Genomic DNA, 22,291 nt, shown 5'->3' on the forward strand with positions numbered 1-22,291 from the left:
CCCTTAATATTAGCTAGTAAAGATAGTAAAATGGCTCAAATGAAAATGCCGGATATCTAGACCAAAATGGATCAGCATAGTTTCCAAAAAAGTTCATCTTTTCTAATGCAAACATAAATAAATATACTAAAATAAAATATTTAGTTACATTTGGCAATACTTTATACAAGTACAGATACACAAAGTAACCATAAAGAAATAGTAATAAAAAGTTCAACCTTTCTGGGCCGAGAGGTATACCCAAAAAGACAATGTACGAAAGGCAGCTGAATATTGAAATTAGTTTCCAATTATCATTTGGAATCTTATTCCAAAATAATATCATTGCTAAAGCCAAAGGGAAAATCAAAATTGCAAATCGTTTCGATGTAAAACTAAATTCTGAAGCATACAATAGATAATAGTTAAGCTTATTAACCCCAGGAATACCAGTACCAACAACTGAAAGATAATTTAATATAACAAATAAGTTTAACTTAATAAATATAAGAATACCAAAAATCATTAACATATGATGTAGTTTTATTCTACTATGCCATTTTCTTAAAGTTAAATATAGTATTCCTAATGGTAGAGACGTTAGGTGGAATAAGGTTGCTAGCAATAAGTATACTAAACTTTTTTTCCCAGTATTTGAAATTGAAAAAAGTAATATGACTGTAGATATAGCCTGTCGCTGTAAGTATCCAAAAGTTTGCACAGAAGCAAATAGTATAATTAATGCTGCTATCACTCCTGAGTTATTAAGATATTCATTATGAAATGCATGTTTATTGATCCAAACATATAATAGAAATAAGCAAACAGATGTATTAATTATAGCTAAGGTTATAGGAGATAAATTACCATTAAATTTAGATACCATCAAGTACAATAATGGCCAACCAATTTCTACCCCTGCAGCAAAACCAAAAAGCTCATTCAACTGTCCAGAAGCCAATGCTTTATATACAATATAATAGTGACTTAAATCATGTTCTATTTCATCTGTATATTCTCTAGATGCTATTATAATAACAATAGAAATCATAGCTAATATGATAAGACTTTGCCTCATATATCCAAAGAGATAATTAGACATAGTAAGAAGAGTAAATATTGAAATAGAAAAACTAAGTATTGGCGAGAACGGTATTAATAAAAATGCTGCTCCTCCTAATATAGCTATTAATTTATAAGATATATAATTGACATACATGTTAAAAAACCACCCATTATTAATCATTATCAATGAATATATTATAACTTATCTAGTTTAGGTTCGTTTTTAAGAAACGTATAGAGTTTCCCCTCCAATTTTTAATGAGTTCATTTACATTACAGTAATCAATATCCTTATGCAAAATCTCTATAAGTCTTTTATTATTAATTATTTCTTCCGGATAAAAAAGCCTGTCCAACAAGTCTAATTTTCCCAGTAACGATACAAAACGACTCAAGCCACGAGATTTATTCCCTATTACAATAAAATTTTTATTAAATAAAATTGAAAACACCATGCCATGAAAGGAGTCTGTTACAATATATGTTGCTTTCTTAAATGCTAAAACCCATTCTTCAATTGAATAGTTCTTGCCTTTGCCTAAAATATTTACTTCATTCGATAAACCATATTTTTTGTTTATTAGAAGACTAATGTTATCTGCTATATCTTTTTCGTCTAAAACATATTTGAGCAAATACTTTTTATCAAACTCTTTTTTTTCATTAACCCCATCAAGAAGTTCGTCATAAAAAGTTAGATCAAGCATTGTTGGATCTAAAACATGCTCTACATTTTTTACTGCAAACTCGTTATTACAAATTTGTACACCTGAAATTTCACGCACTGAAATTGCATCGAATTGACTGAGTAACTTTTGTGTTACACTCCTTTTATTTTCATGATTCCAATTATCAACACCAAATGAAGCTGCATAAGATATTTTTTTGCATTTTTTTTCTTTAACAAAATTCAAAAAATAAGCTGCATACATGTCATTATTTATATACTCATATCGCCAAACTTGGTCACTCCCCACAATAACTGCATCTAAATCAAGATTATTAAATGCTTTTTCTAAACCAGAAGAATCTGTAATTTTACCTGTCCTGTTATTTATATATTTGCTAATGGTGTTTTCATTTTTCTTTTCTTTAACATATTGCTCCCGAATACCTTTTATATTTTGAAAAGGGCATCTTGAAAGTATATTTAAGATAATACCTTTTATAACAGGTGGCCGAGGCTTGATATCAATTAAAGTAACTTTATATCCTAGTTTTCTTAGTACAAAGTTCAATGCTAAACATTGTAAAATACCACCATAGTTAGATACTAATGGTAAAGTGACAATACCAACCTTCTTACTCATTTTGCACCTTTAGCTTTCAAATACTTCATTATATAATACATAAATTTCAGAGTACTTTTTAATAATGTTTTTGTGTAGAACCGATATTTTAATTCTTGCGCCCCCATATTAACAAAGAATAACATTAAGTTTTTTTTATTTTTTGCCTTTAAAAAATAAACATGTGAGAGATTTGAGATTGCATTTCTAACTCTATATATTTGTTTTCTTTCATCAGATATTTTTTTAGGTAATAAAAATTCCCTTTTCTTAGGGTGCCAAATATTTTTCAGGTCCGCATCTTGTATTCTAACTTTTAATCCTTCACGTCGATGCCTATAATTACCGGCTTGTGCTTTAACAATATCATCGACAAGTATATTATCTAAATGTAATCTTTGCTCTCTTAAGGCTTTATTCATTAAACTACTTATCTCTTTATTCCGAGATATTACAATATTTGTGCCTTTTGGATCTGAAACATAATTAGGTAACCAAGCATCTCCGAAAACAACATCGGCTAATTCTGCTGCAATATCATCACACCACTCACACCCTTGTGGTTTAAATAAACCTAGCCCCCAGTCAGTACCATATAAATGCCCTGTTTGAGCCATTCGAGTAACACCTGTAAATGATGTAACACTTATATTATATCGACTTGCTGTTCCAGTAGAATTTTTGACTCGGAAGTTTATATTTTTCAAATATTCAGGATCTATTCCTTGTTGCCAAGACAGTAGTTCTGCAAATGCCTTAGACTTAAGGTGTCCGCAAAAAATACCAATAAAATATTTAATCGATTTTTTCAGTTGATCATTTTTATCACACAATAACCGAACAGCTTTGATATAACAAGGTATACCTACTATCGCATATTTTTTATTTATATCTATATTTTCCAACGCACAATCAAACTTTGTTGGGTAATATTGTGAACGTGTATTATCTTGTACTTCTTTTATTGATTCAGAAATAGTATAACTATAAATCTGTTCGCTACTTTTAGACTTTCCAACATGGATAACACCATCGATCATGTTATTTTTTAAAAGTTCAACAAGAAGCCATGTTGTAAGACCTCCCGAACTCCCATTATCTCTATAAGTCCCTTCATTAGCATATCCAGCAAATAATCCGTGATAATATCCAATTTTTTCATTAAATTCCAAACCTGGTATATTGCCATATAATAACTTTGCTATAAAGGTTTCATCTCTCGAACTAGCAAATGGACAGATATCGTCGTCTAAAGCTTCAATATCCCCTCTTGCTATAAGTAAACCTAGCTCATTCCATTCGATAGTTACATCACTATTATTATAGGAACATGCTCCGCATCCAATACAATAGTTTTTTTTTATTACCTTTTGAATACTCATTATTCCCCCCGAAAAAAGACAATACTTTTATAATTATATGCGATGCAAATAAATAAATTACTCAAAATAGTAGCTAACACACCAGCATAGACCCCCATATTTCTAAAAGTTACAAAAAAAACCAAGAGACTAATAAAGCTAGCTACAAACATAATTTTAACTTTCGCTTGCATATTATTTTTAGTGACTAAAATGGCCCCTGAATTACTTGCAAGATAAATAATAGGAATACTTAATGATAAAAATCGAATCAACTTTATAGAACTCATATACTTTTCCCCAAACAAAGAAGAAACAATCATTGGGCAAAGAAACCAAATTAATATGGAAACAACTACGCCGAATAAGAACATAGATATATTCCCATATTTATAAACATTTTTTAATTTTTTCAAGTCTTGGTATGCCCACCTATGAAGTTTCGGGAGTAAATATTTTTGATATATTACTGTCGGCAACAATATTGCAGCAGAAATAAATAGAAAAGCCACACTGTAATATCCAGCATCTATTGGGGAGATAAAATATTTAACAAGTATTATATTTACCTGGAAATATATCATGTAAAATACTCCAGCAATACCAAAGACTGCCGATTCTTTTATCATATCCTTTATATTGATAGTTAATGATTGTATATTATCGTTTTTAATGTGTCCTTTTAATTTTATTTCTTTCTTAATAATGCGTCTAAATACACCATACGTAAATATAATTATGATAAGAGAATCAAGCGCATAAATTAAAGACACCGAATCAGTTGTTAAATGTTTAAAAATCAAGAAAAGAAAAATTAGTGATATAAATCTCAAGCTGATTACTGATAATTGAATCAACGAAACCGCAATATAATTTTCCTCCAATTGGTATACAGCACCTAACAACTCAATTATAACCTGAGAGAGCACAACAAATGATAATAAATATAAAAATTCATGCTTATTATATTCTGTGTAATAAAACCACCCCGAAAGCAACATTATAATAAGTGATGTGGTTATAGCTGTAAATATCAAACTCGGTACTATAAATCTTGTTCCAGCCCAGCCTTCACTTCCAAATACCTTTAGCCAAAATTGTGGAATCCCAAATCCACATAATGGAGCCAATGTCATTACTAGATAAAATGCCGATGAAAATGAGCCAAAATCACTTGGAATCATATGTCGTGCAAGTATAATTTGTGTAGCAAAATTTAAAAATGCTGTTAACAACGTTCCAACTGTAAGTATAATTAAATGACTAGCAGCCTTCTTCTTTTTCATTTAACACTCCACGCTACCGCCCCTGGCTCACAAGCTACCAGTGCACTATATTCCTTATTAATTTTCGGCGTTGATTGGTCTGTTTTATTCTTAGTCAGCCAATTTGAAAATGAACAATATTAATATCGCTTGAATATTGCGATACTAATATTGTTTTGATTATCTACTCTATCATTTTCACTATACTTTCTCTGAACTTCGCCCCTTCTTTCAGATTGCGCAATCCATACTTTACAAACGCCTGCATATAACCCATTTTTTTACCGCAGTCGTAGCTGTCACCAGTCATCAGCATTGCATCAACGGACTGTTTTTTTGCCAGTTCGGCAATAGCATCAGTCAGCTGAATACGCCCCCATGCACCAGGCTGAGTGCGTTCTAGTTCCGGCCAAATATCGGCAGAAAGCACATAGCGACCAACGGCCATGATGTCTGAGTCCAGCGTTTGTGGCTGATCCGGTTTTTCGATGAATTCAACAATGCGGCTGACTTTACCTTCACGATCCAGTGGTTCTTTGGTCTGGATGACAGAGTATTCAGAGAGGTCACCCGGCATACGTTTTGCCAGCACCTGACTGCGGCCCGTTTCATTGAAACGTGCAATCATGGCAGCAAGGTTGTAGCGCAGCGGGTCGGCGCTGGCGTCGTCGATCACAACGTCTGGCAGCACCACGACAAATGGATTGTCACCAATGGCGGGTCGTGCACACAAAATGGAGTGACCTAAACCTAAAGGTTCGCCCTGACGCACGTTCATAATAGTCACGGAAAATTTCGGCAAGCCTCTTTTTATTAACCTTCATGAAAACAACCCATTATCAAATACAAGGCCCGACATGAAAACGCCAGAAAAAGGCATTTTCGGACACTTTCATGTCGGACCTTTACGGATGAAATATTAAAAAAAAACAAAAAGTTATATTCGAGAAGTACCGACACGATTTTCCCTGAAAAATTTTCATAAATAGTGAAAAACCGCGAGGTCGCCGCCCCGTAGCCTGCCGGATCACCGGAAAGGACCCGCAAAACCGAGAATAAGTATCAATACTATTTGTGATTTGAATGATGCACATCATTGAAACGCCATTCATCCATATACCAGCAGCAGTCGGTGTTGCACTTCGTAACTCTGTGACTACGGTTATAAAAGCATTGGCAACTTTTGCCACCGGCAAGTCTTCAATGGATTTCCCCTGCCGGTTTTTTATTTTCGTCGATGCATAACATTGCATTTACATCAATAGCAGCTATTGTCATTAGTATGTTGCATCGATGCATGGGTGGTATTGGCGGTCTTCGCCGACCGGTTCTGTGTAGCTCCCTATGACCGGTTTTTTATTTCTAAGATTACATAAGCCCTTCACTGTATGAAGGGCTTATGTAACTCTTCTTACTTAGTAATTTTCGCACCTTCCGGTATTTCCATGAGTTGAGAAAACCTCATACTATCCGACAATAATCATCAATATACGATAAAGACATCTGACCAGATTGCAGTATTAAAAGCACTCATGCAGACTACGCCCCTCATATCATATACAAGGGGATACTGATGGCTCAGGTTGCCATTTTTAAAGAAATATTTGATCAAGTGCGGAAAGATTTAAACTGTGACCGGTTTTACTCTGAACTAAAACGCCACAATGTCTCACATTACATTTACTATTTAGCCACAGGTAATATTCACATTGTATTTGAGAGCGATAACACGGTGTTAATAAAAGGTTTCCATGATGTTATTCATGTTAGCTTTTGCAGAGACACGCGACTTATAGAAACTTACCTTCATAAGTTGAAATCAAGAGAAATCACATTTCATGAATACAGGGTAAATCTGGCTAAAGCTGGAGTTTTCCGATGGGTTACAAATATCCACGAACACAAAAGATATTACTATACCTTTGACAACTCATTATTGTTTACCGAAAGCATCCAGAACACGACTCAAATTTTTCCACGCTAAACCATAACGTCCGGTTTGATCCGCCTCAGTAGCCAGCACTCCCACACAGGAGTTACCAGTCGGTGCTGTGGCCATAGTTAATCTGGGTATACAGTAAAGATACAGCACATCTGGCATACTTTAATAAACATTAACAATATGAGATTTCAACTCATTGTTTAGGTTTTGTTTAAATTTCCACAAATACGATGCACCAAACTTAAAAACACAACGGGAATCACACGATGAAAAAAACGCTACTCACTTTCACACTGGCGCTGCTTATCTCTGGATGTGCTCAACAGACGTTTACAGTTGAAAACAAACCTACAACAGTAACACCGAAGGAAACCATCACTCATCATTTCTTCGTTTCAGGAATTGGTCAGAAGAAAACTGTCGATGCAGCCAAAATTTGTGGTGGCGCAGATAAAGTTGTTAAAACTGAAACCCAGCAAACATTCGTAAATGGATTGCTCGGTTTTATTACTTTAGGCATTTATACTCCGCTTGAAGCTCGGGTCTATTGCTCACAATAATTACATGCGCTGCCCATCAATATGGGCAGTTTTATTTACACTGTTAACCCCTTGGTTGTTTCAGCCGCCGGGGTTTTACTTGTTATTCACAGGTATGAGTACGACATCTGGCCATTTCATTCCGGGCTTTACTGTCGCCGCGACAGATGCAACGCATCGTATCGCCGTTCAGCGTAGTGATATAAGCCTCATCCGTTTTCTCTACCTGCAAACATGAAATATTCCCGTTCCGGCAATACTCAATTTTTGCTGCCAGATGGGTATTACGCGGGTAAAACTCCATACGATACATATCCCCCCAGGACATGCACTTCCTCAACCTGACGACCATCTTCAGTTACCGTAATCTTTTTCAGTGCGTACATACGTACCTCCGTTCTTTCGTTTTTTGAACAATAAAAAAGCCACCGAAGTGACCTTTTCGATGAGTTTATAAACCAACGCGCTCTTTCATCCAGCCATAGACAAACGACTCGTTAGCCTCGCGTTTCTCTGCCAGCGCCAGATAACGCTCACCCTGCGTACAGTTCAGGGCTTTCACCAGTACCAGTTCGCCATCCCTGCCGCGATTTTTCAGATAAGAACGTAACGCATTAATGGTTCGCGGCCCGATCCCCCCGTCTGTAACTATGTCCGGATACAGCATTCCCTTCTGATTAAACACATTCAGCCAGCGCTGAAGCATTTTTGTGGCTACCGACGGCCCCATGTTTACCCCGGTATCACACAGTTCTGCAGCAATATCAGGAGACAGGTTTGCCACCTGGTCAAAACGAGGTCCATACCAATAGTCTGCCTCAAGGATTTCCAGAGCCTGCCCGCGGCTCAAATCACGCATATCACCACGGTAACCATGCGCGCGCGCCACTTTTTCAGTAATTCCCCACTTCGTCGCTCCGCCTGTATCGTCAGGATGACTGACATACCCCCCCTCTTTTCCGAGGATTTCATCAAAAATTTCATCTCTCGATTTCATATCAGCCACTCAGGAAAGCAAAAATTTTTGAAACATTACCGCGCGCACGCACTACCATGACACCAAACACCAGGTTCAGCATCACTACCAGCCAGTCTGCCGGCAACGGATGACCACAGAGATAACTTAACGGCGTTATCGCATACAACAGCATCAGACACCAGGCGCACCACGATATCAGCGGTTTGTGTCGGGACTCTTTTCTGCGGTAGAAAAAAAGCGTCAGTACGATAACCGTACATAACGCCGCATTCAGTAATCCTGGAAGATTATTTGTCATTACCACCACCTCCTCCACGCTGACGGGAGAACAGACCGGATACCAGTGATGTAATCTCCTGCTGGTGGATGAATGACAGGACTTTTACTGAGAGCACCGACACCAGGACCGCACACAACGCATCAACGGAAGCACTGTTAAACCCAATACGTTCCGCCATGTAACCGGCCACACCACGGGCCCCAAGCACACCAACAATAAAGGACACCAGAAAATGTGCAGCCACACGCCAGGCTGAAAGTGTCTGCGGCATTGTTGCCACAAATAACGCACCAGCGAACGCACCAAATACAATCCCGAAATCCGTCCCGGTAAACAGCCCGAATACCGTCGCCCCGCCGAGCGCCACAGCAGTGCCGGAACCGGATAAGGGTTCAGACATATTTATTCTCCTGTAAATAAAAAGGACCATCAGCGGCCCTAAAAAACTTTATCAAAGGTACCCGCAGATACCTTTTGTAGGCTGTTTATTCAGATTTGCGAAGTAAAGGCCAGAGTAAGACCGTTACCATCGCCACCAGCACACCATCAGCCAGTACCGACATCAGCCATCCAGTGAAATCCACTGCCACTACCAGAAACAACAGGATGGCAGCCAGCACAAGGCCCGCACTTTTCACAGATACTGCTCCAGTGGTAACTGAAGCGCCTGTGCAATTTTCTTGAGCTGCGCTTCTTCATCCGGACCAATGCCATCCTGATCAGCGATATCCAGACAGAGGCAAAGCACGTCAACCGCCTCAGTTGTCCCCGCCACATCAGCCAGCTCACGCAATGCATGCGCATTCGCACTACGCGGTGACGCTTCATAACGGGCGCGGATATTGGCGCTCATCTGGGCAATCTCACCAGAGAACGGTGCAAAAGCAGGAAGCGCAGCAATAGTTTTCTCCAGTACTGCGATTTCTTTCGCATCGCAGGTGCCGTCGGCATATGCAATGGAATATGCGCCCCAGACGGTCGCCTCCACCGCATCACGGTTCTCCATCTTCTTCACTTCTGTGATGGCCTTGCGGGTTTTCTTTTTGAAAATACCTAACATCGTGACTTTTCCTTTGCGTAGACGAGCCTGCGCCAGATGGTTACCAGCCCACAGTGAAAGTCACACTGACAATCCCGTAAGCACCTCCTGAAAGGCTCTGTGTTTTTGATGTGCGCCAGGTGTGGCTCAGATACAAAAAAAGCTCGCCGTAGCGAGCTAACAGAAAATATGAAGCATGTTTTTATCCACGAAGTATGACGTTGAATTCATCCATACCGACACGGCTGGCTATCTCGTTGTATTCCTCAACAAGAGCCAGCAATTCTGAATTAGCAGCCATGAACTCTTCAAAAACCTTATGGATGGCATCACTGTTTAATAAAACAATGTTCTTTCCTGAAAGGCGATCAGGGGTAGAAAATATAACTGTCAAACGACTAAAGGCCCTGGCTCGTTCAGCATTAACATCCTCAATACGCTGCAACAAGCTGGAGCACCTGGAAATATCATCAATATTCACTCTACTCCTGTCATCTGGATGATAATCATTTCACGGAGAGAAGCACTCAGAAGTACCACTGAAGTATAACTGGTGACCAGCTGCTTACACATCTGTTGCCATCCTGCTGATGATAAGTCGATATTAACCCTTCTGTCTATAAACGAAACAAAGGATAAGTTCAGGTTTTAAACACACTGCCAGGATAAAGTATTGTATACAGTATAGAAGAGCGTTATTGAATGACATAAAAAACCAGACCTAATCCCTTATCCGGAAGATATATCAAATAAACGGGGAAAATGTATTAAGATGGCGTTCCTATTCTCTCCATCCCTGATGTCCACGTAACTCGTTATAGAATCAGAACGCCATCTGAATACACAGAAAAAAAGCTGGCTTCACACCCTCCTGCATGTGTGAACGCAGTGCCCGACCACGTGCTTTCGCAACCAGCGAAAATCAGTTTTAAATACCGAAAAACGATAAGAATATATCAGAACTTCCAAGCATCCTGCTTGGCTTAGATATTAATCGAGGATTAGCTCCTGTTCTTATCTAATTGTGCATTTCGCAATTTATCGTTCAGCACCAATATTTCACCAACTGTTTGTTCAAAACGCCCGGACTCAAGTTCAACCCCAATCGTGCGACGCCCCAATCCCATTGCTGCTTTTATTGTTGCCCCCGATCCCATAAAAAAATCCGCAACCACATCCCCCGGACGACTGCTGGCAGAAATTATCTGACGCAACATATCCGCCGGTTTTTCGCAGGGATGCTTACCCGGATAATACTGTACGGGCTTATGCGTCCAGACATCCGTATAAGGAACGGCGGCCGATACAGAAAAATAACGCCGCAGAGATTTGTATTCCTCAAGCAGACTGGCATATTGCCGGTTCAGTTCACTGTATGTGCTGACCAGCAGTTGGTGTGGCGTTGCCAGCTCCCCACGCTGGTGTTTTTCTTCTGCAACACGCGCGAACAGCGCCTGCAGTTTTCTGTAATCAGCTTCGTTCGGTAACTGCCACTGACTGGTACCAAACCAGTGCGACACCATGTTTTTCTTTCCGGTGGCTTCCGCTATCTGTTTGGACGTTATTCCCAGTGATTCACGCGCATCACGAAAGTAAAAAATCAGCGGGGCCATGACGTGTTGTTTAAGCTCGCGCTCCTTTGCCGCATAGCCGTCATTTTTTGGCTGATATGGCCCCTGATAATGTTCGGCAAACAGAATGCGCTCTGTTGCCGGGAAATACGCCCGCAGGCTTTCTTTGTTGCACCCGTTCCAGCGTCCGGACGGCTTCGCCCAGATAATGTGGTTCAGCACATTAAAGCGCTCACGCATCATGATTTCGATATCAGATGCCAGGCGATGACCACAAAACAGGTAAAGACTTCCGGCAGGCTTCAGTACCCGCCAGAACTGAGCCAGACACTGGTCCAGCCATTTCAGGTAATCATCGTCTCCCTTCCACTGGTTATCCCAGCCCTCGGGCTTCACTTTAAAATATGGCGGGTCTGTGACTATAAGATCGACAGAGTTTTCCGATAAGGTCTGGATAAATTCCAGGCAATCGGTGTTGATTAACTCACAACTGGATATTTTTACAGTATCAACCATAGATCAATAAGCACTTCTCTGATAGGCTCATACCGCTTTTGCGCAAAGCGGATGGGCCTGAGGTTTGCTTGTGACCCCGATTCATGAGCAGATGGCTGGCAGGTGCCGCTAACACCCACCAGCCGCCCATTACCACAAAGTAAAAAGCCTTCACTGCGGAAGGCGTCTGTAACAACCGAACTGATAATCTGCCAGACCCGCCATAACAAGCTGGGTCAGTATTAACTGACAGCGTTCGCGTGAAAGGTAAGTATTCTGCGCAATTTCCCCAACTGTTGCCGGTTCAGTGACGCTTAATTCATTAAACACCACTCTGGCTGTTTCTGTCATATCCTGCTGTTTTAGCATGTCTTTTTCTCTTTATTGGTTAACGTGACATACCAATAACTCTTGTCGAAGAAGCCAGCAAGCTGAAAGACCGGTATTAATAACCACCTGCACATTTTATGTACCGAACCATTTTTCTGGCATAAAAAACCTCTCAATGGCGGGCGGTAAAAATCTTTGTTACTCAAGAAATTTTAACGCACTCTGACTGTATTAATTTCAAAATCATTAATATTTCCGCTATTAAATATAACGAATTTCTTACCCCCACTCCTGTATGATTTCGATAACACCAGACGATCATCATAACGCGCAATAATGTAATACCATACATTCTCATAGTGGATCGCCTGATATTCCCTCTTAAACTGTGGTTTGTACCAACCGGCAATAAGAGAGAATGCCCAGAAATAAATCATAAACCCAGCCATCATGAACTCAATTCGGTGATGGCGAATAAAAGACATTTCCGAAAAACATTTGACTGAAACAAGTCTTCTTCCAGACCTGACAAAAAGCGTGATTGTAAAGGCAGCAAGAATGCAGAAAATCAGTACATCTGGCTCAACATGCTGATGAATTACCGAAAACTCCAGAACAGGTGGAATAAAAAGCAGCAATATCGCGAGAAAAAGCCGGATAAAACTTAAATTTTGTATATTGCGCTTTTGTTTTATGCCCAAAAAGAAAACAATACCAACTCCCCATCCAATAAGGAATATAACGATAACTGTCACAGCATAAAACAAACTTCGTGCTACATCATCGACACCAGCCCCGACAACCCACCATGGAAAGCCATAGTAAAATGAAGTACCCCATCCATAGAAATAAGCGCTTCCCCATCCTAGACAGCCCATATAAGCAACAAAAAGTGAAGAGTTTCTGAGCAGAGCACTGTCATTCATAGTAACACCATTAACAACTCAAAAATATCAACACATATTACATAACAAATTGGATTCCATGCAGTCAAGGGGCGTCATTGATGGAGAAAGTATTGGCACAATCGTCATCACGTTTAATGTCTATGCCATTTTTTGGGGGGATAAAAAACCCGCTCGGTCGCGGGTTTTACTAGCTTTGCCATCACGTATAAAAACGGCAAAATATCAGATTTACACGAAATATATGCGTTTTAATCTACTTTTGCAATACTTTGCTATGAAAATGCCGCCTTTTGTTTTGAACGTGTTCTCTCCACTAACAATAAAGCTTCACTATCCAGCCGATGAAAAATGTGTTTCATTGCAACCCAGTGACCAGTAAATGTCTTGGACCAGTTTTTGGTTGTTACTCCCACCAGTAACGCCAGTTCCTGGTATTCGTAACCTTCCCCACCAAAAAGCTCAGCTTTTACCGCCTGCGCCGCCAACCAGATCAACGTCTTCAGGCGCACCAGAGTTTTTCCTGCAATTTTTCTGGTACCGGATTGAGCATTAAATTCAATCCACGCCCACTGCGTTATCGCGATCTGATGCTCCCAGCAAATGCTACCGCTGTAACACCACAGCAGCCAGGCTTTATGATGTTCTTCAAGAGACAGAACGGCGCGTCGCCATGATGATGTCGAAAACTCAACCGGACTGACCAGGGCAATTGATGAACCTTTCGCCAGCGATTGCTTTCCCGGGATCGGTGGATTATCCAGCGTTACTATTTTTCCAGTGACCTTATCGCAGTACCGGATTTTTTTACGTCTGTAACGCCCTGTATTGAACATGGCATTCTCCTGCCAGGCTTCAAGCTGACCTTTTGTTGCTCCACTCAAATCAGCGGTGGCGATCGTGAGCTGCTCACGCACAAACTGTAAATACTGGTTATTCATGCGCACTCCAGTTCTGTGATTTTTATCCCCAGCCGACCACCGGGAACAACCTGACCGCGCATAATATTAACTTCATCAAACTGCTCGTCGTCGATAAGCAGTCCCGCATGTGTCAGTGCATCCAGTGGTGCTTTCAGAATATTGTCCAGGTCACGACGGCGCTTATCCGGTGGCTCTGCAATAATTTTTATTGCCAGCCTTCCGGACAGATTTAATTTCAGCCGCTGCTGGCGAACAATAAGCGCCACATCCCGGCGATAACGCTCCCCTGCTTTTGATACAAAATATGTGCTGCCACGACGACGCCAGTAGGTATTTACCGTCGGCGGGTAAGGCAAAACAAATTCTATCCCCATCAGTAACCTCTTTTATCCGAGCACGCCGGTTGCAAAGGCGTGATCAAGAAAACGAAAAATTAAATCAACCTGAGAACCATGCTTTTCTTCGAACGCCAACGGATCTGCATGAAGCTCGTTATGATGTTTACGACACAACGGTAACGTGAAAATATCGTGGGCCTTTGTTCCCATTCCGCCCTGACCATGACCTATCAGGTGATGGGGATCGTCAGCTGGCTTACCACAGCACGCACACGACTGTGTCTTTACCCAGCGTGTGTATTTCTCATTTACCCAACGGCGACGTTTAGGTCGCTTCATGAAAGATTCCGGGGACTCAGGATCAACGGCGATGCTTACCACCGCCTTTTCCTGTGGTGGGTTCTGTTGCTGGTGGACGTGAGGCGGTAGCGCAATATTTTTTGTGCGCTGCTTCAGTATACTGGTGGCGCTCTGCTCTCCCGGTACGATGTCACTTTCGCGATACACCGAGTGGATTTTTTCCGCACGTAATCCCAGAGAGCGACGTAATACTGCCTCCGGTAGCGCGTCCGCCACCTGATTGCAGACCGCCCACCAGGATAATTCAGCCAGCGATAATTCCCACTCTTGTGTGCCATTCATTGCGTGACGTATGACGTCAATCATCCAGGCTGCCAGATTCTGCTGAGCAAGTTGCTCCAGTGAATCAGATGTCTGCTCCCGCAGCTGGTTGTCGCAGTGCCAGCACAACACCATCGCGCCAGTACCATAACGATGTATGACGGTTTCGCTGTGATGATAATCGCCGTGTGGCCACTGGCAGGATTTCACGTGACGTAATAGCCAGTCAGACAGTGCGCCAGCACCACCTACAGCACGGATCACCCGCTCATCGCTGAAAAATGGCAGTAACGATTTGTCTTGCGCCAGCGGCTGGCGAACAGCGGGAACCTCTCCTGATGGCAGCGCCCGCATGTTTTTCGGTTCCGGCTCCACCAACACCCGGGTATTGTAAAATACCGGCATGGATTCACGGCCCGGATTAAGGACCACCAGCCCGAGTTCCGGTACCAGAACAGGTCGAAGTAATATCCGCACGTTACCTCCAGATCCGATGCTGGTATGTGCGGGATGGGCGCGGTGGGCGTTCGGAATAAGGGAGCCTGACATAGATTATCCAGTGACGATAATCGAGGCTGAGGGCTTTCTTAATCTCGTATCCGCGTCTGCGATAGTTATGAATTAGCCATTCGGCCTGTTCTTCAGTACATGGGTCATGCTGGAACCAGTCAGATTTGAAAGTGCGGGAACGCCGCCCGCGCCTGCTGGCAAAGACGGCAGAATCATCAGAATTGTGTAATTTGGTATCGTGCGCCATCGGTTGTCTCTGCTGGCGCAGCAGGTGCCAGTTGTTCAGGCTGGCGTGCGAATTGTAAACCAGAATGCCAGGAAAAAACAAAACCCGCCGAAGCGGGTATGCTAAAACAAACTGAAAGTAATATACCGGACTTGTAAAGGAACGATAGAATAATTATTGGATTAAACCCTGACTCAATCCAGATTTCATAGGCAACAACTACGGACTAATCATCACAGTCATGTTTGATAGGCTTAGTCCACATTGGGTGAGGGTTTACGGCGTTTTCACTAATAATTTATCGTCCAAGCTATACACTACTGCCCTGTTTTAACGAAGTTTTTAAAGGAAACAACTGCCTGATAGGGGTTTGGTTGACAGCCAAACATATTATCGCAAAAAGGCTTGATGAAAATTCTTGAGGATCCATCTTCATTTGGCATTTTACTCACTTGATAAGCGAGGAATGGACTATTTGGAGAGGGATTATAAGTGGAAATTAGCGTGTCTGTCGCCGTTTGAATTTTCCATGAGGAATTATTAGCCAACCAGAATTGCGCTCGTTTCCAATAAAAGTCACATTGCTTTTCATCATTACATGTTAGTGGCTTCATTGCTTCTGCTTTCAACGCTGGATCGACCTTTGCTGCACACCCTCCCAACATTACTGTTGCAATCATTACACCTGCGACTAAAACAAGTTTCTTCATCTCCCTGCCCCATCAATAAAAGTTCGGTTCTCTAATAACTAGAGTTAATCAACGGAAAAAACGCCGAAGCGGGTTAAGTGCGGGTGCGTTGAGGATGCCTGACACATCAGAGGTGGCGAGGGATTTCTCCCCCGCCAGGTCTCTTACTCCTCAGGTTCGTAAGCTGTGAAGACAGCGACCTCCGTCTGGCCGGTTCGGATTCGTACCTCGCAGAGGTCTTTCCTCGTTACCAGTGCCGTCACAATGACGGTTAAACAGATGACGATCAGGGCGATTAACATCGCCTTTTGCTGCTTCATAGCCTGCTTCTCCTTGCCTTTCGGCACGTAAGCAGAAAGCTCACGATTACGACGAATGGTGTCCTGGAAGAAGGTATTACCACCATCGATGATGATGTCACCTTTATCGAGGTATGGCTTAAGGGAATCAATAGCAGCATCCGTGCCTGCACCTGCTTTCACCATTAACAGGATGCGACGAGGCGTTTCCAGAGATTCAACAAACTCTTTCACCGTATAGTAAGGAACCAGTTTTTTGCCTGGATTTTCGGCAATCACTTCTTCCGTCTTCTCACGGGAACGGTTGAAAATAGAGACGGTATAACCACGGCTTTCGATGTTGAGCGCAAGGTTGCGCCCCATCACTGCCATACCGACGACGCCGATCTGTTGCTTTGACATTTAACGCTCCTGTTGAGGTCTGACGAACATACAAATTATAAATTCTAGATTTAACAATAAACAATAAAAAACCATAAATAAGTAGCTAAAGTTTAACAAATTTAAAAATTTCAAGTTGTTATGTTTTTATATATTCCTAAAGTTCTAAGATGAATGCATAGAACAGCATGATTACGAAAAAAATAATTACATATGGTTAATGAAAAAATCTCAGTTAATAAGGAGGATACTGCTGCACCAATAATACCTATTGAATTGATTAATAAACAACTTACTATAATACTAAAAATTGCGACAATAAACATCTTCCTAGACAAATAAGTATAACCAGAATGTTTAGCTATATATCTGGCAGATAGAGTTCCTAATGAGCCAATCATTGTTGTGAATGTTAAAATCACCAGTGGAATATAGGCGTCAATATAATCAGCACCATAGAAATAAGCTATAAACCACTTACCAAAAAATATAAATAACAACATAATAGGAAGCGAAACAAATATAATATATCTATTTACTACTGCAATTTTGTTTATACATACCCTATCATCTTTTTCCGAAAAAATCATTGGGAGACAAGATGTAGTAATAGCCGAATTAATAAATATCCATGCTGTAGCTAAAGTTACAGCCACAGAATAAACTCCAACATAACTCTTACTCAGAAATAAACCAATAGCTAGTAATGAAAATCTCGTATATAAAGCTACAGATATATTTGTAATGACAAAGTTAAATCCTATGCGGAGCAAATACCGCTTGTACTTCCACTTATATTTTGGTCGTAAAGTTGGAAATACGTTATGCATGCGAAAATGAAGTAATCTAATAAAATAAGGAATTAACGGTGTCAGAACGATTGGAATACAAAGATATAATGGATCCATTTCAAAATAAGCAATACACCATCTTATAAACAAAGAGACACACAATCCAAAAATATTAATAAAAACATTAACCTTTGATTTTAATTTTGCATCATAAAAAATATTATACACGTCGAGAGAATATATCAAGCATGCTATGCATACAGCAACTATATATATAAAAGAGTCCGTTGCAGTAGTAAAATAAGAATACGTTAGTATAGGGAAAGAACAAAATAAGTAAACTTTCAACCGTATAGGATATGTAGAAACTATTAAGTTTACACCTGAACGTTCTTTTTTGCTCAATCTCTTAAATATCAGTACATCACTACCCAGCAGTGAAATTATTTGAATAATTTGGAATAATGAGTTAGCAAATGCGATTTGCCCATAAATATCAGGTCCAACATACTTCGCAACAAAAGAAGTTACAAAAACTAGACCTAAGATACTGATAACCTTTTCACTGATCATCCAGACAGAATTTGAGAATATTTTTTTATTCAATTAAAGCCTCATAAGCCTCACATAAAAAAGAAAAAAATTCAATGATTTTAAATCACAATCCTAAATATAGGAGAAAGAATAAAAATAATAAACAATTTAATTTTCCTTATTAATATTCCAAACCAATAATCTTCAGTATTTTTTAATTTAGACGGAATGACATAATTATCAGAGCATTTTAAATCGCATGATAAAACGATACGTTGCCTTACAAAGTCTTCATCTAGTGGCTTTTTAAAACCACGACGTAAATACCATTGATCATCAGTGGTTCTTTCATGACCAAACAACTCAAGATCACTACTATTATTTTTCCTGATATTAATTCTTTTCTTAACTTGTAAAAAATCTCTGTATTGATAATGTTTTAATCGTATTTTTTTCCTTGATTTAAGTACTAGATTTATAGGCCAATTGGATTTTTGTGGCCATATTAAAGAGTCATTATGTCTAAAAAATCTAAGTTCACTATGATTACAAGAATACCATTTTAAATCTTTGTAAGTAACAGTTTTATTTTCAACATAATCTCTCTCAGTTAAATAAAACTGGAACGATGCACTTTCAATATGATCAATTTTTTTGTCTATTAACTTGATAAACTCACGTGGATTATCAATATAAATTTCATCTGCATCTAATCTACACCACCAATCTCCATTATTAGCCAAGTACTTATAATCCTGAAAGACACGCTGTCGAATCTGGTCATAAAATTTACCATGATATTGCCCCCATATAATTATTTTTTCATTATCATTTTTAAGTGAGTTGATTAACTCCCAAGTACCATCATTACTATGATTATCCAGAACGATGATTTTATCAGACCATTTTGAAGCTTCCTTTATAACATCGCCTACAATATCAACTTCATTTTTGACAACAAGAATAGATATAATTTTAAAGCTCATTGAGACCTCAGTGTCATAGTCAAATAAATATAATTTTTTCTTAACTCATCAGATTTGGTGGTTACTTAACCAATCTTGACTCTTTATTTCGACGTAAATTATTAATTCTACCACTATTTAACCAACCGACTATTAAAATAATAATCATAACAAAAAAGAAATGTGGGGCTATAAATAAATTACTAAATATAGAAAAAAAAATTATCGCAGAATAATATATTCTAAGAACAAACTTCATTGAAGGATGACAAAAAAGATTAATAAATTGAAAGAATATAATTTGCAATATTACATGCAGAAATATACCGTATGAGCCAAAAATAACAACTGCTTTCGCATATGCCGTACTAACATTTAAATGCCCAACTACTAGTTTTTCCTCTATAAGAGTTAAATTTAATGCTTTACTTATCGTTAAAGGTAGTACTTCTGAAGATAGGAATGAACCAACACACTCAAAATCCACATTAAAACAAGGAGAGTTTACATACTTAAAAACATCTAAATTATAAAAAAGATTATAGATAGGACTTGCTATATAAAGCCAAAGCCAATAAAGCGTGTCATTTAAAATGAAGCCCTCTCTTGTTGAGTTACCAATTAAATGAGCATAATCAGCAACATAATCGCCATGAATTTGTTGCCTATAATTTCCTAAAAAGCTAAAAAAGAACCCAATGAAAACCATGAAAGAAAGTATATAAATTACTTTACTAATATTAAGAGTGTTTTTACAAAAATAAGTTATTAGGACGATCACAAATGAAACCATTGCCAATTGTCTTGACAATAATAATATTGAAAAAAGCACAGATAAGCAAAAACACAATAATATAGATTTTTTACTGGAAAAAGTTGCTGCAAATGTCACTGCAGCTATCATAAGAGAGTATGCCAATATATTACAAATACTCGCAAATTTATCATCAATAAGTATTGTGTCGATATCTCTTCCACTAGGAGAGAAGATTGGAATCCCTACTTTAAAGAAAGATAGAGAAAAAAAACCTACGCTTAAGGTTAAGAATAACTTATAGAGTTTACTTAGCTTTATATTTTCATCGATTGCGATGTAAAAATTTTTTCTCCTTATATAAAATTGGTAATATATCATCAACGGTGTCAAAGACATAATGTAAATGACAATATTCCAACTATCTGGAATTTCATAAAAATCAGAAAATTTAAATAAAGCGAGAACTAACCCAAAAAGCATTATAAATAGAACATTTAATGGGAAAAGTAAAAACTGGCTCAGTTTCATTTTCAACACCAGGTATATAATATTAAAATAAGATGACTAGTTTATTTAATAATTTTTATTCTTACTGAAAAAATATTTTATGAAATATTTTATATTTCTTTGTTCATATGACCATTTGATACATTCTAATATTGATTCTTTACCTTCAAGCTGCAGTATTAAAAAATTTAAAAAGTCTAATTGTTTTCCTTGATAAATATCTAAATTTCTATCTCTATGATCTTTGATTGCTTGTATAGATGAGCAACCTGTAGAAACTCTTGGCTCTGCATGTGAATGATCATGATTCATGATATAAGTTGCATTAGGAATCCTTAGAAATTCTCCAAATTTATAAGACAATCTGAGCCAAGTATCCCAATCTTGATATCTCTTAACATTTTCTCTGAAGCCATTTATGCTACGCAAATTCTTTGTTAAAGTAAAAATTTGATTGGATGCATTATTATAGTATAAAAGGCCGGTATAATCTGAGATAAGTTTTTTATTATGGTAATGATTTTTTCGAAGACCGTTATCAAATTTCTCAATAAAATCACTACATATAAAAGCGTAATTATCATCCCAATATTTTACAAATACTGAAACTCGATCTGCCATGAACTCATCATCATCATCTAATCCTGTGATAAATTTACCAGTTGCAACGTTAATAGCATTATTTCTGGTAGCACATGCACCAAGATTGCTTGTGTTTCGAATATACAAAACCCTATTATCAAACTTTACCAAATCATTCATAAATTCTTCAGTGCCATCGTTTGAAGCATCATCACAAACAATTATTTCAATATTGGTATAGTCTTGGTTAAGCACAGAGAATATAGCTCTTTTTAACTTATTGACTCTATTATATGTTGAAATATAAATACTAACCTTGTCATTCTCGTCACAACTCATTTCTATCACCTTGTTATTTTAATAATTAATTGCCAATAATATTATTCTTCTTCAAGAGAAATCTTACGATACTCTTAATATGCCATATAAAATGTTTTGACATAAACTGTCTGTTACTAAAATGTGTGCTATGTATTGCTTTAAAATATGGCAAATATACTAACTGAGATCCGTTTTTTTTAGCCCTAAAACATAAATCAATATCTTCACAATACATATAGTATTTTTCGTCAAATCCTTTCAATTGTTTAAACAATCCGGAACTTATTCCAATAAACGATCCAGCACACCAGTCCACGACAGTAGGTGACGTTATCGAGTCGCGTTGAATTATAGTAGGATTCTTTTTGAATAAATAAGAAGAAACAAAATCTTTTAAATTAGGGAATTGTCTAACAGAACAATCACGAATATTCATTTCAAAATCTTTATATAAATCGATAGTGAATAATTGAATATTTCTTTCTATAACATACGTATATAAATCTTGAATAACTTCACAACTGACAATCACATCTGGGTTAATAAAAAAAATATAATCTTCTTTTTTTAAAGTGTATTTATGCATTATATTTTTTACAGCATAATTATTATTTTCACCAAACCCCATTTTTTTTTCCGATGAAAGATACTCAACGCCATAGCTTGCGCATATTTTTTTTAACTCGGGGCTTTTAACATTATCCTTTATTATGATCTTAACATTTTCCAATCTATCTACAGAAATATTCCCAAGCAATCTGGCAATATATTTCTCATGAAAGTGAGAAACAACAATTATATATAACAT

General features: G+C 38.4%; 25 protein-coding genes and 2 pseudogenes. 2 read left to right on the forward strand and 25 right to left on the reverse strand.

Features of this window, described 5'->3' with window-relative positions; translation table 11 throughout:
- Nucleotides 1–13: 13 nt before the first annotated feature.
- The 5 genes and pseudogenes from QH639_RS20325 to galF form a co-directional block, all read right to left on the reverse strand.
- The gene (locus tag QH639_RS20325; RefSeq protein ID WP_000289445.1) at nt 14–1,198 is read right to left on the reverse strand and encodes an EpsG family protein; all 1,185 of its coding nucleotides are present in this window, start codon (nt 1,196–1,198) and stop codon (nt 14–16) included.
- A 52-nt stretch (nt 1,199–1,250) separates the two neighbouring features.
- Nucleotides 1,251–2,354, reverse strand: coding sequence for a polysaccharide pyruvyl transferase family protein (locus QH639_RS20330; protein ID WP_000039579.1), 1,104 nt, complete (start codon nt 2,352–2,354; stop codon nt 1,251–1,253).
- Nucleotides 2,351–3,715: a Coenzyme F420 hydrogenase/dehydrogenase, beta subunit C-terminal domain gene (locus tag QH639_RS20335; RefSeq protein ID WP_000027145.1), complete on the reverse strand. Its 1,365-nt coding sequence runs from the start codon at nt 3,713–3,715 to the stop codon at nt 2,351–2,353. The genes QH639_RS20330 and QH639_RS20335 overlap by 4 nt, the downstream gene beginning before the upstream one ends.
- A complete protein-coding gene (locus QH639_RS20340; RefSeq protein ID WP_000727315.1) occupies nt 3,715–4,980 on the reverse strand; it encodes an oligosaccharide flippase family protein in 1,266 nt (421 codons plus the stop codon). Before QH639_RS20340 ends, QH639_RS20335 begins: the two co-directional genes overlap by 1 nt.
- 163 nt (nt 4,981–5,143) lie before the next feature.
- Nucleotides 5,144–5,746, reverse strand: a pseudogene (gene galF, locus QH639_RS20345) (UTP--glucose-1-phosphate uridylyltransferase GalF); the annotation flags it as partial.
- Between the two features lie 786 nt (nt 5,747–6,532).
- Between galF and QH639_RS20350 the strand changes: the two are divergent.
- Together QH639_RS20350 and QH639_RS20355 are read left to right on the forward strand one after the other, a co-directional pair.
- Nucleotides 6,533–6,943 carry a DUF1398 family protein gene (locus tag QH639_RS20350; RefSeq protein WP_000079499.1) on the forward strand — a complete coding sequence of 137 codons (411 nt, stop codon included), beginning with the start codon at nt 6,533–6,535 and terminating at the stop codon, nt 6,941–6,943.
- 224 nt (nt 6,944–7,167) lie between these two features.
- Entirely contained in the window at nt 7,168–7,461 is a 294-nt protein-coding gene (locus QH639_RS20355; RefSeq protein ID WP_000753188.1) for a Bor family protein, read from the forward strand.
- A gap of 430 nt (nt 7,462–7,891) precedes the next feature.
- Here the strand turns inward: QH639_RS20355 and QH639_RS20360 are convergent, their stop codons facing one another.
- The 20 genes and pseudogenes from QH639_RS20360 to QH639_RS20455 all read right to left on the reverse strand — a co-directional run bounded on the left by QH639_RS20360 (nt 7,892) and on the right by QH639_RS20455 (nt 22,291).
- Entirely contained in the window at nt 7,892–8,437 is a 546-nt protein-coding gene (locus QH639_RS20360) for a glycoside hydrolase family 108 protein (RefSeq protein WP_000842164.1), read from the reverse strand.
- A 1-nt stretch (nt 8,438) separates the two neighbouring features.
- Nucleotides 8,439–8,717: a phage holin family protein gene (locus QH639_RS20365; RefSeq protein WP_000183782.1), complete on the reverse strand. Its 279-nt coding sequence runs from the start codon at nt 8,715–8,717 to the stop codon at nt 8,439–8,441.
- Nucleotides 8,707–9,099 (reverse strand): putative holin, encoded by a 393-nt coding sequence (locus tag QH639_RS20370; RefSeq protein WP_001294588.1) that lies wholly within the window; start codon nt 9,097–9,099, stop codon nt 8,707–8,709. Before QH639_RS20370 ends, QH639_RS20365 begins: the two co-directional genes overlap by 11 nt.
- A gap of 85 nt (nt 9,100–9,184) precedes the next feature.
- Nucleotides 9,185–9,337 carry a DUF3927 family protein gene (locus QH639_RS20375; RefSeq protein ID WP_000833498.1) on the reverse strand — a complete coding sequence of 51 codons (153 nt, stop codon included), beginning with the start codon at nt 9,335–9,337 and terminating at the stop codon, nt 9,185–9,187.
- Nucleotides 9,334–9,759, reverse strand: coding sequence for a tellurite resistance TerB family protein (locus QH639_RS20380; protein WP_000900603.1), 426 nt, complete (start codon nt 9,757–9,759; stop codon nt 9,334–9,336). The genes QH639_RS20375 and QH639_RS20380 overlap by 4 nt, the downstream gene beginning before the upstream one ends.
- Before the next feature lie 181 nt (nt 9,760–9,940).
- The gene (locus QH639_RS20385) at nt 9,941–10,183 is read right to left on the reverse strand and encodes a hypothetical protein (RefSeq protein ID WP_235754220.1); all 243 of its coding nucleotides are present in this window, start codon (nt 10,181–10,183) and stop codon (nt 9,941–9,943) included.
- Nucleotides 10,184–10,739: 556 nt separating this feature from the next.
- The gene (locus QH639_RS20390; protein ID WP_042973563.1) at nt 10,740–11,825 is read right to left on the reverse strand and encodes a DNA-methyltransferase; all 1,086 of its coding nucleotides are present in this window, start codon (nt 11,823–11,825) and stop codon (nt 10,740–10,742) included.
- Nucleotides 11,826–11,975: 150 nt separating this feature from the next.
- Complete coding sequence (locus QH639_RS20395) at nt 11,976–12,173, reverse strand: hypothetical protein (protein WP_000917767.1); 198 nt, start codon at nt 12,171–12,173, stop codon at nt 11,976–11,978.
- A 173-nt stretch (nt 12,174–12,346) separates the two neighbouring features.
- A complete protein-coding gene (locus QH639_RS20400; protein ID WP_057108854.1) occupies nt 12,347–13,060 on the reverse strand; it encodes a hypothetical protein in 714 nt (237 codons plus the stop codon).
- Between the two features lie 254 nt (nt 13,061–13,314).
- Nucleotides 13,315–13,980 (reverse strand): bacteriophage antitermination protein Q, encoded by a 666-nt coding sequence (locus tag QH639_RS20405; RefSeq protein ID WP_059340299.1) that lies wholly within the window; start codon nt 13,978–13,980, stop codon nt 13,315–13,317.
- A complete protein-coding gene (locus QH639_RS20410; protein ID WP_000510632.1) occupies nt 13,977–14,336 on the reverse strand; it encodes a RusA family crossover junction endodeoxyribonuclease in 360 nt (119 codons plus the stop codon). The genes QH639_RS20405 and QH639_RS20410 overlap by 4 nt, the downstream gene beginning before the upstream one ends.
- Before the next feature lie 12 nt (nt 14,337–14,348).
- Complete coding sequence (locus QH639_RS20415) at nt 14,349–15,398, reverse strand: DUF968 domain-containing protein (RefSeq protein ID WP_281115160.1); 1,050 nt, start codon at nt 15,396–15,398, stop codon at nt 14,349–14,351.
- Between the two features lie 576 nt (nt 15,399–15,974).
- Complete coding sequence (locus QH639_RS20420) at nt 15,975–16,367, reverse strand: hypothetical protein (protein ID WP_000737636.1); 393 nt, start codon at nt 16,365–16,367, stop codon at nt 15,975–15,977.
- Nucleotides 16,368–16,510: 143 nt separating this feature from the next.
- A complete protein-coding gene (hokD, locus tag QH639_RS20425) occupies nt 16,511–16,666 on the reverse strand; it encodes a type I toxin-antitoxin system toxin HokD (protein WP_000813254.1) in 156 nt (51 codons plus the stop codon).
- 30 nt (nt 16,667–16,696) lie between these two features.
- Nucleotides 16,697–17,047: pseudogene (locus tag QH639_RS20430) on the reverse strand (NAD(P)-binding domain-containing protein); the annotation flags it as partial.
- Between the two features lie 110 nt (nt 17,048–17,157).
- The gene (locus tag QH639_RS20435) at nt 17,158–18,423 is read right to left on the reverse strand and encodes an oligosaccharide flippase family protein (protein WP_096149008.1); all 1,266 of its coding nucleotides are present in this window, start codon (nt 18,421–18,423) and stop codon (nt 17,158–17,160) included.
- Nucleotides 18,424–18,470: 47 nt separating this feature from the next.
- Nucleotides 18,471–19,337, reverse strand: a complete 867-nt coding sequence (locus QH639_RS20440) for a glycosyltransferase family 2 protein (RefSeq protein ID WP_281115161.1) — start codon at nt 19,335–19,337, stop codon at nt 18,471–18,473.
- Nucleotides 19,338–19,398: 61 nt separating this feature from the next.
- Nucleotides 19,399–20,601: an O-antigen polymerase gene (locus QH639_RS20445; protein WP_281115162.1), complete on the reverse strand. Its 1,203-nt coding sequence runs from the start codon at nt 20,599–20,601 to the stop codon at nt 19,399–19,401.
- A 45-nt stretch (nt 20,602–20,646) separates the two neighbouring features.
- Nucleotides 20,647–21,501 (reverse strand): glycosyltransferase, encoded by an 855-nt coding sequence (locus QH639_RS20450; protein ID WP_096149158.1) that lies wholly within the window; start codon nt 21,499–21,501, stop codon nt 20,647–20,649.
- 25 nt (nt 21,502–21,526) lie between these two features.
- A complete protein-coding gene (locus QH639_RS20455) occupies nt 21,527–22,291 on the reverse strand; it encodes a glycosyltransferase (protein WP_096149157.1) in 765 nt (254 codons plus the stop codon).

It is taken from the genome of Lysinibacillus sp. 1 U-2021 (assembly GCF_029916965.1).
Classification (GTDB): domain Bacteria; phylum Bacillota; class Bacilli; order Bacillales_A; family Planococcaceae; genus Lysinibacillus; species Lysinibacillus capsici.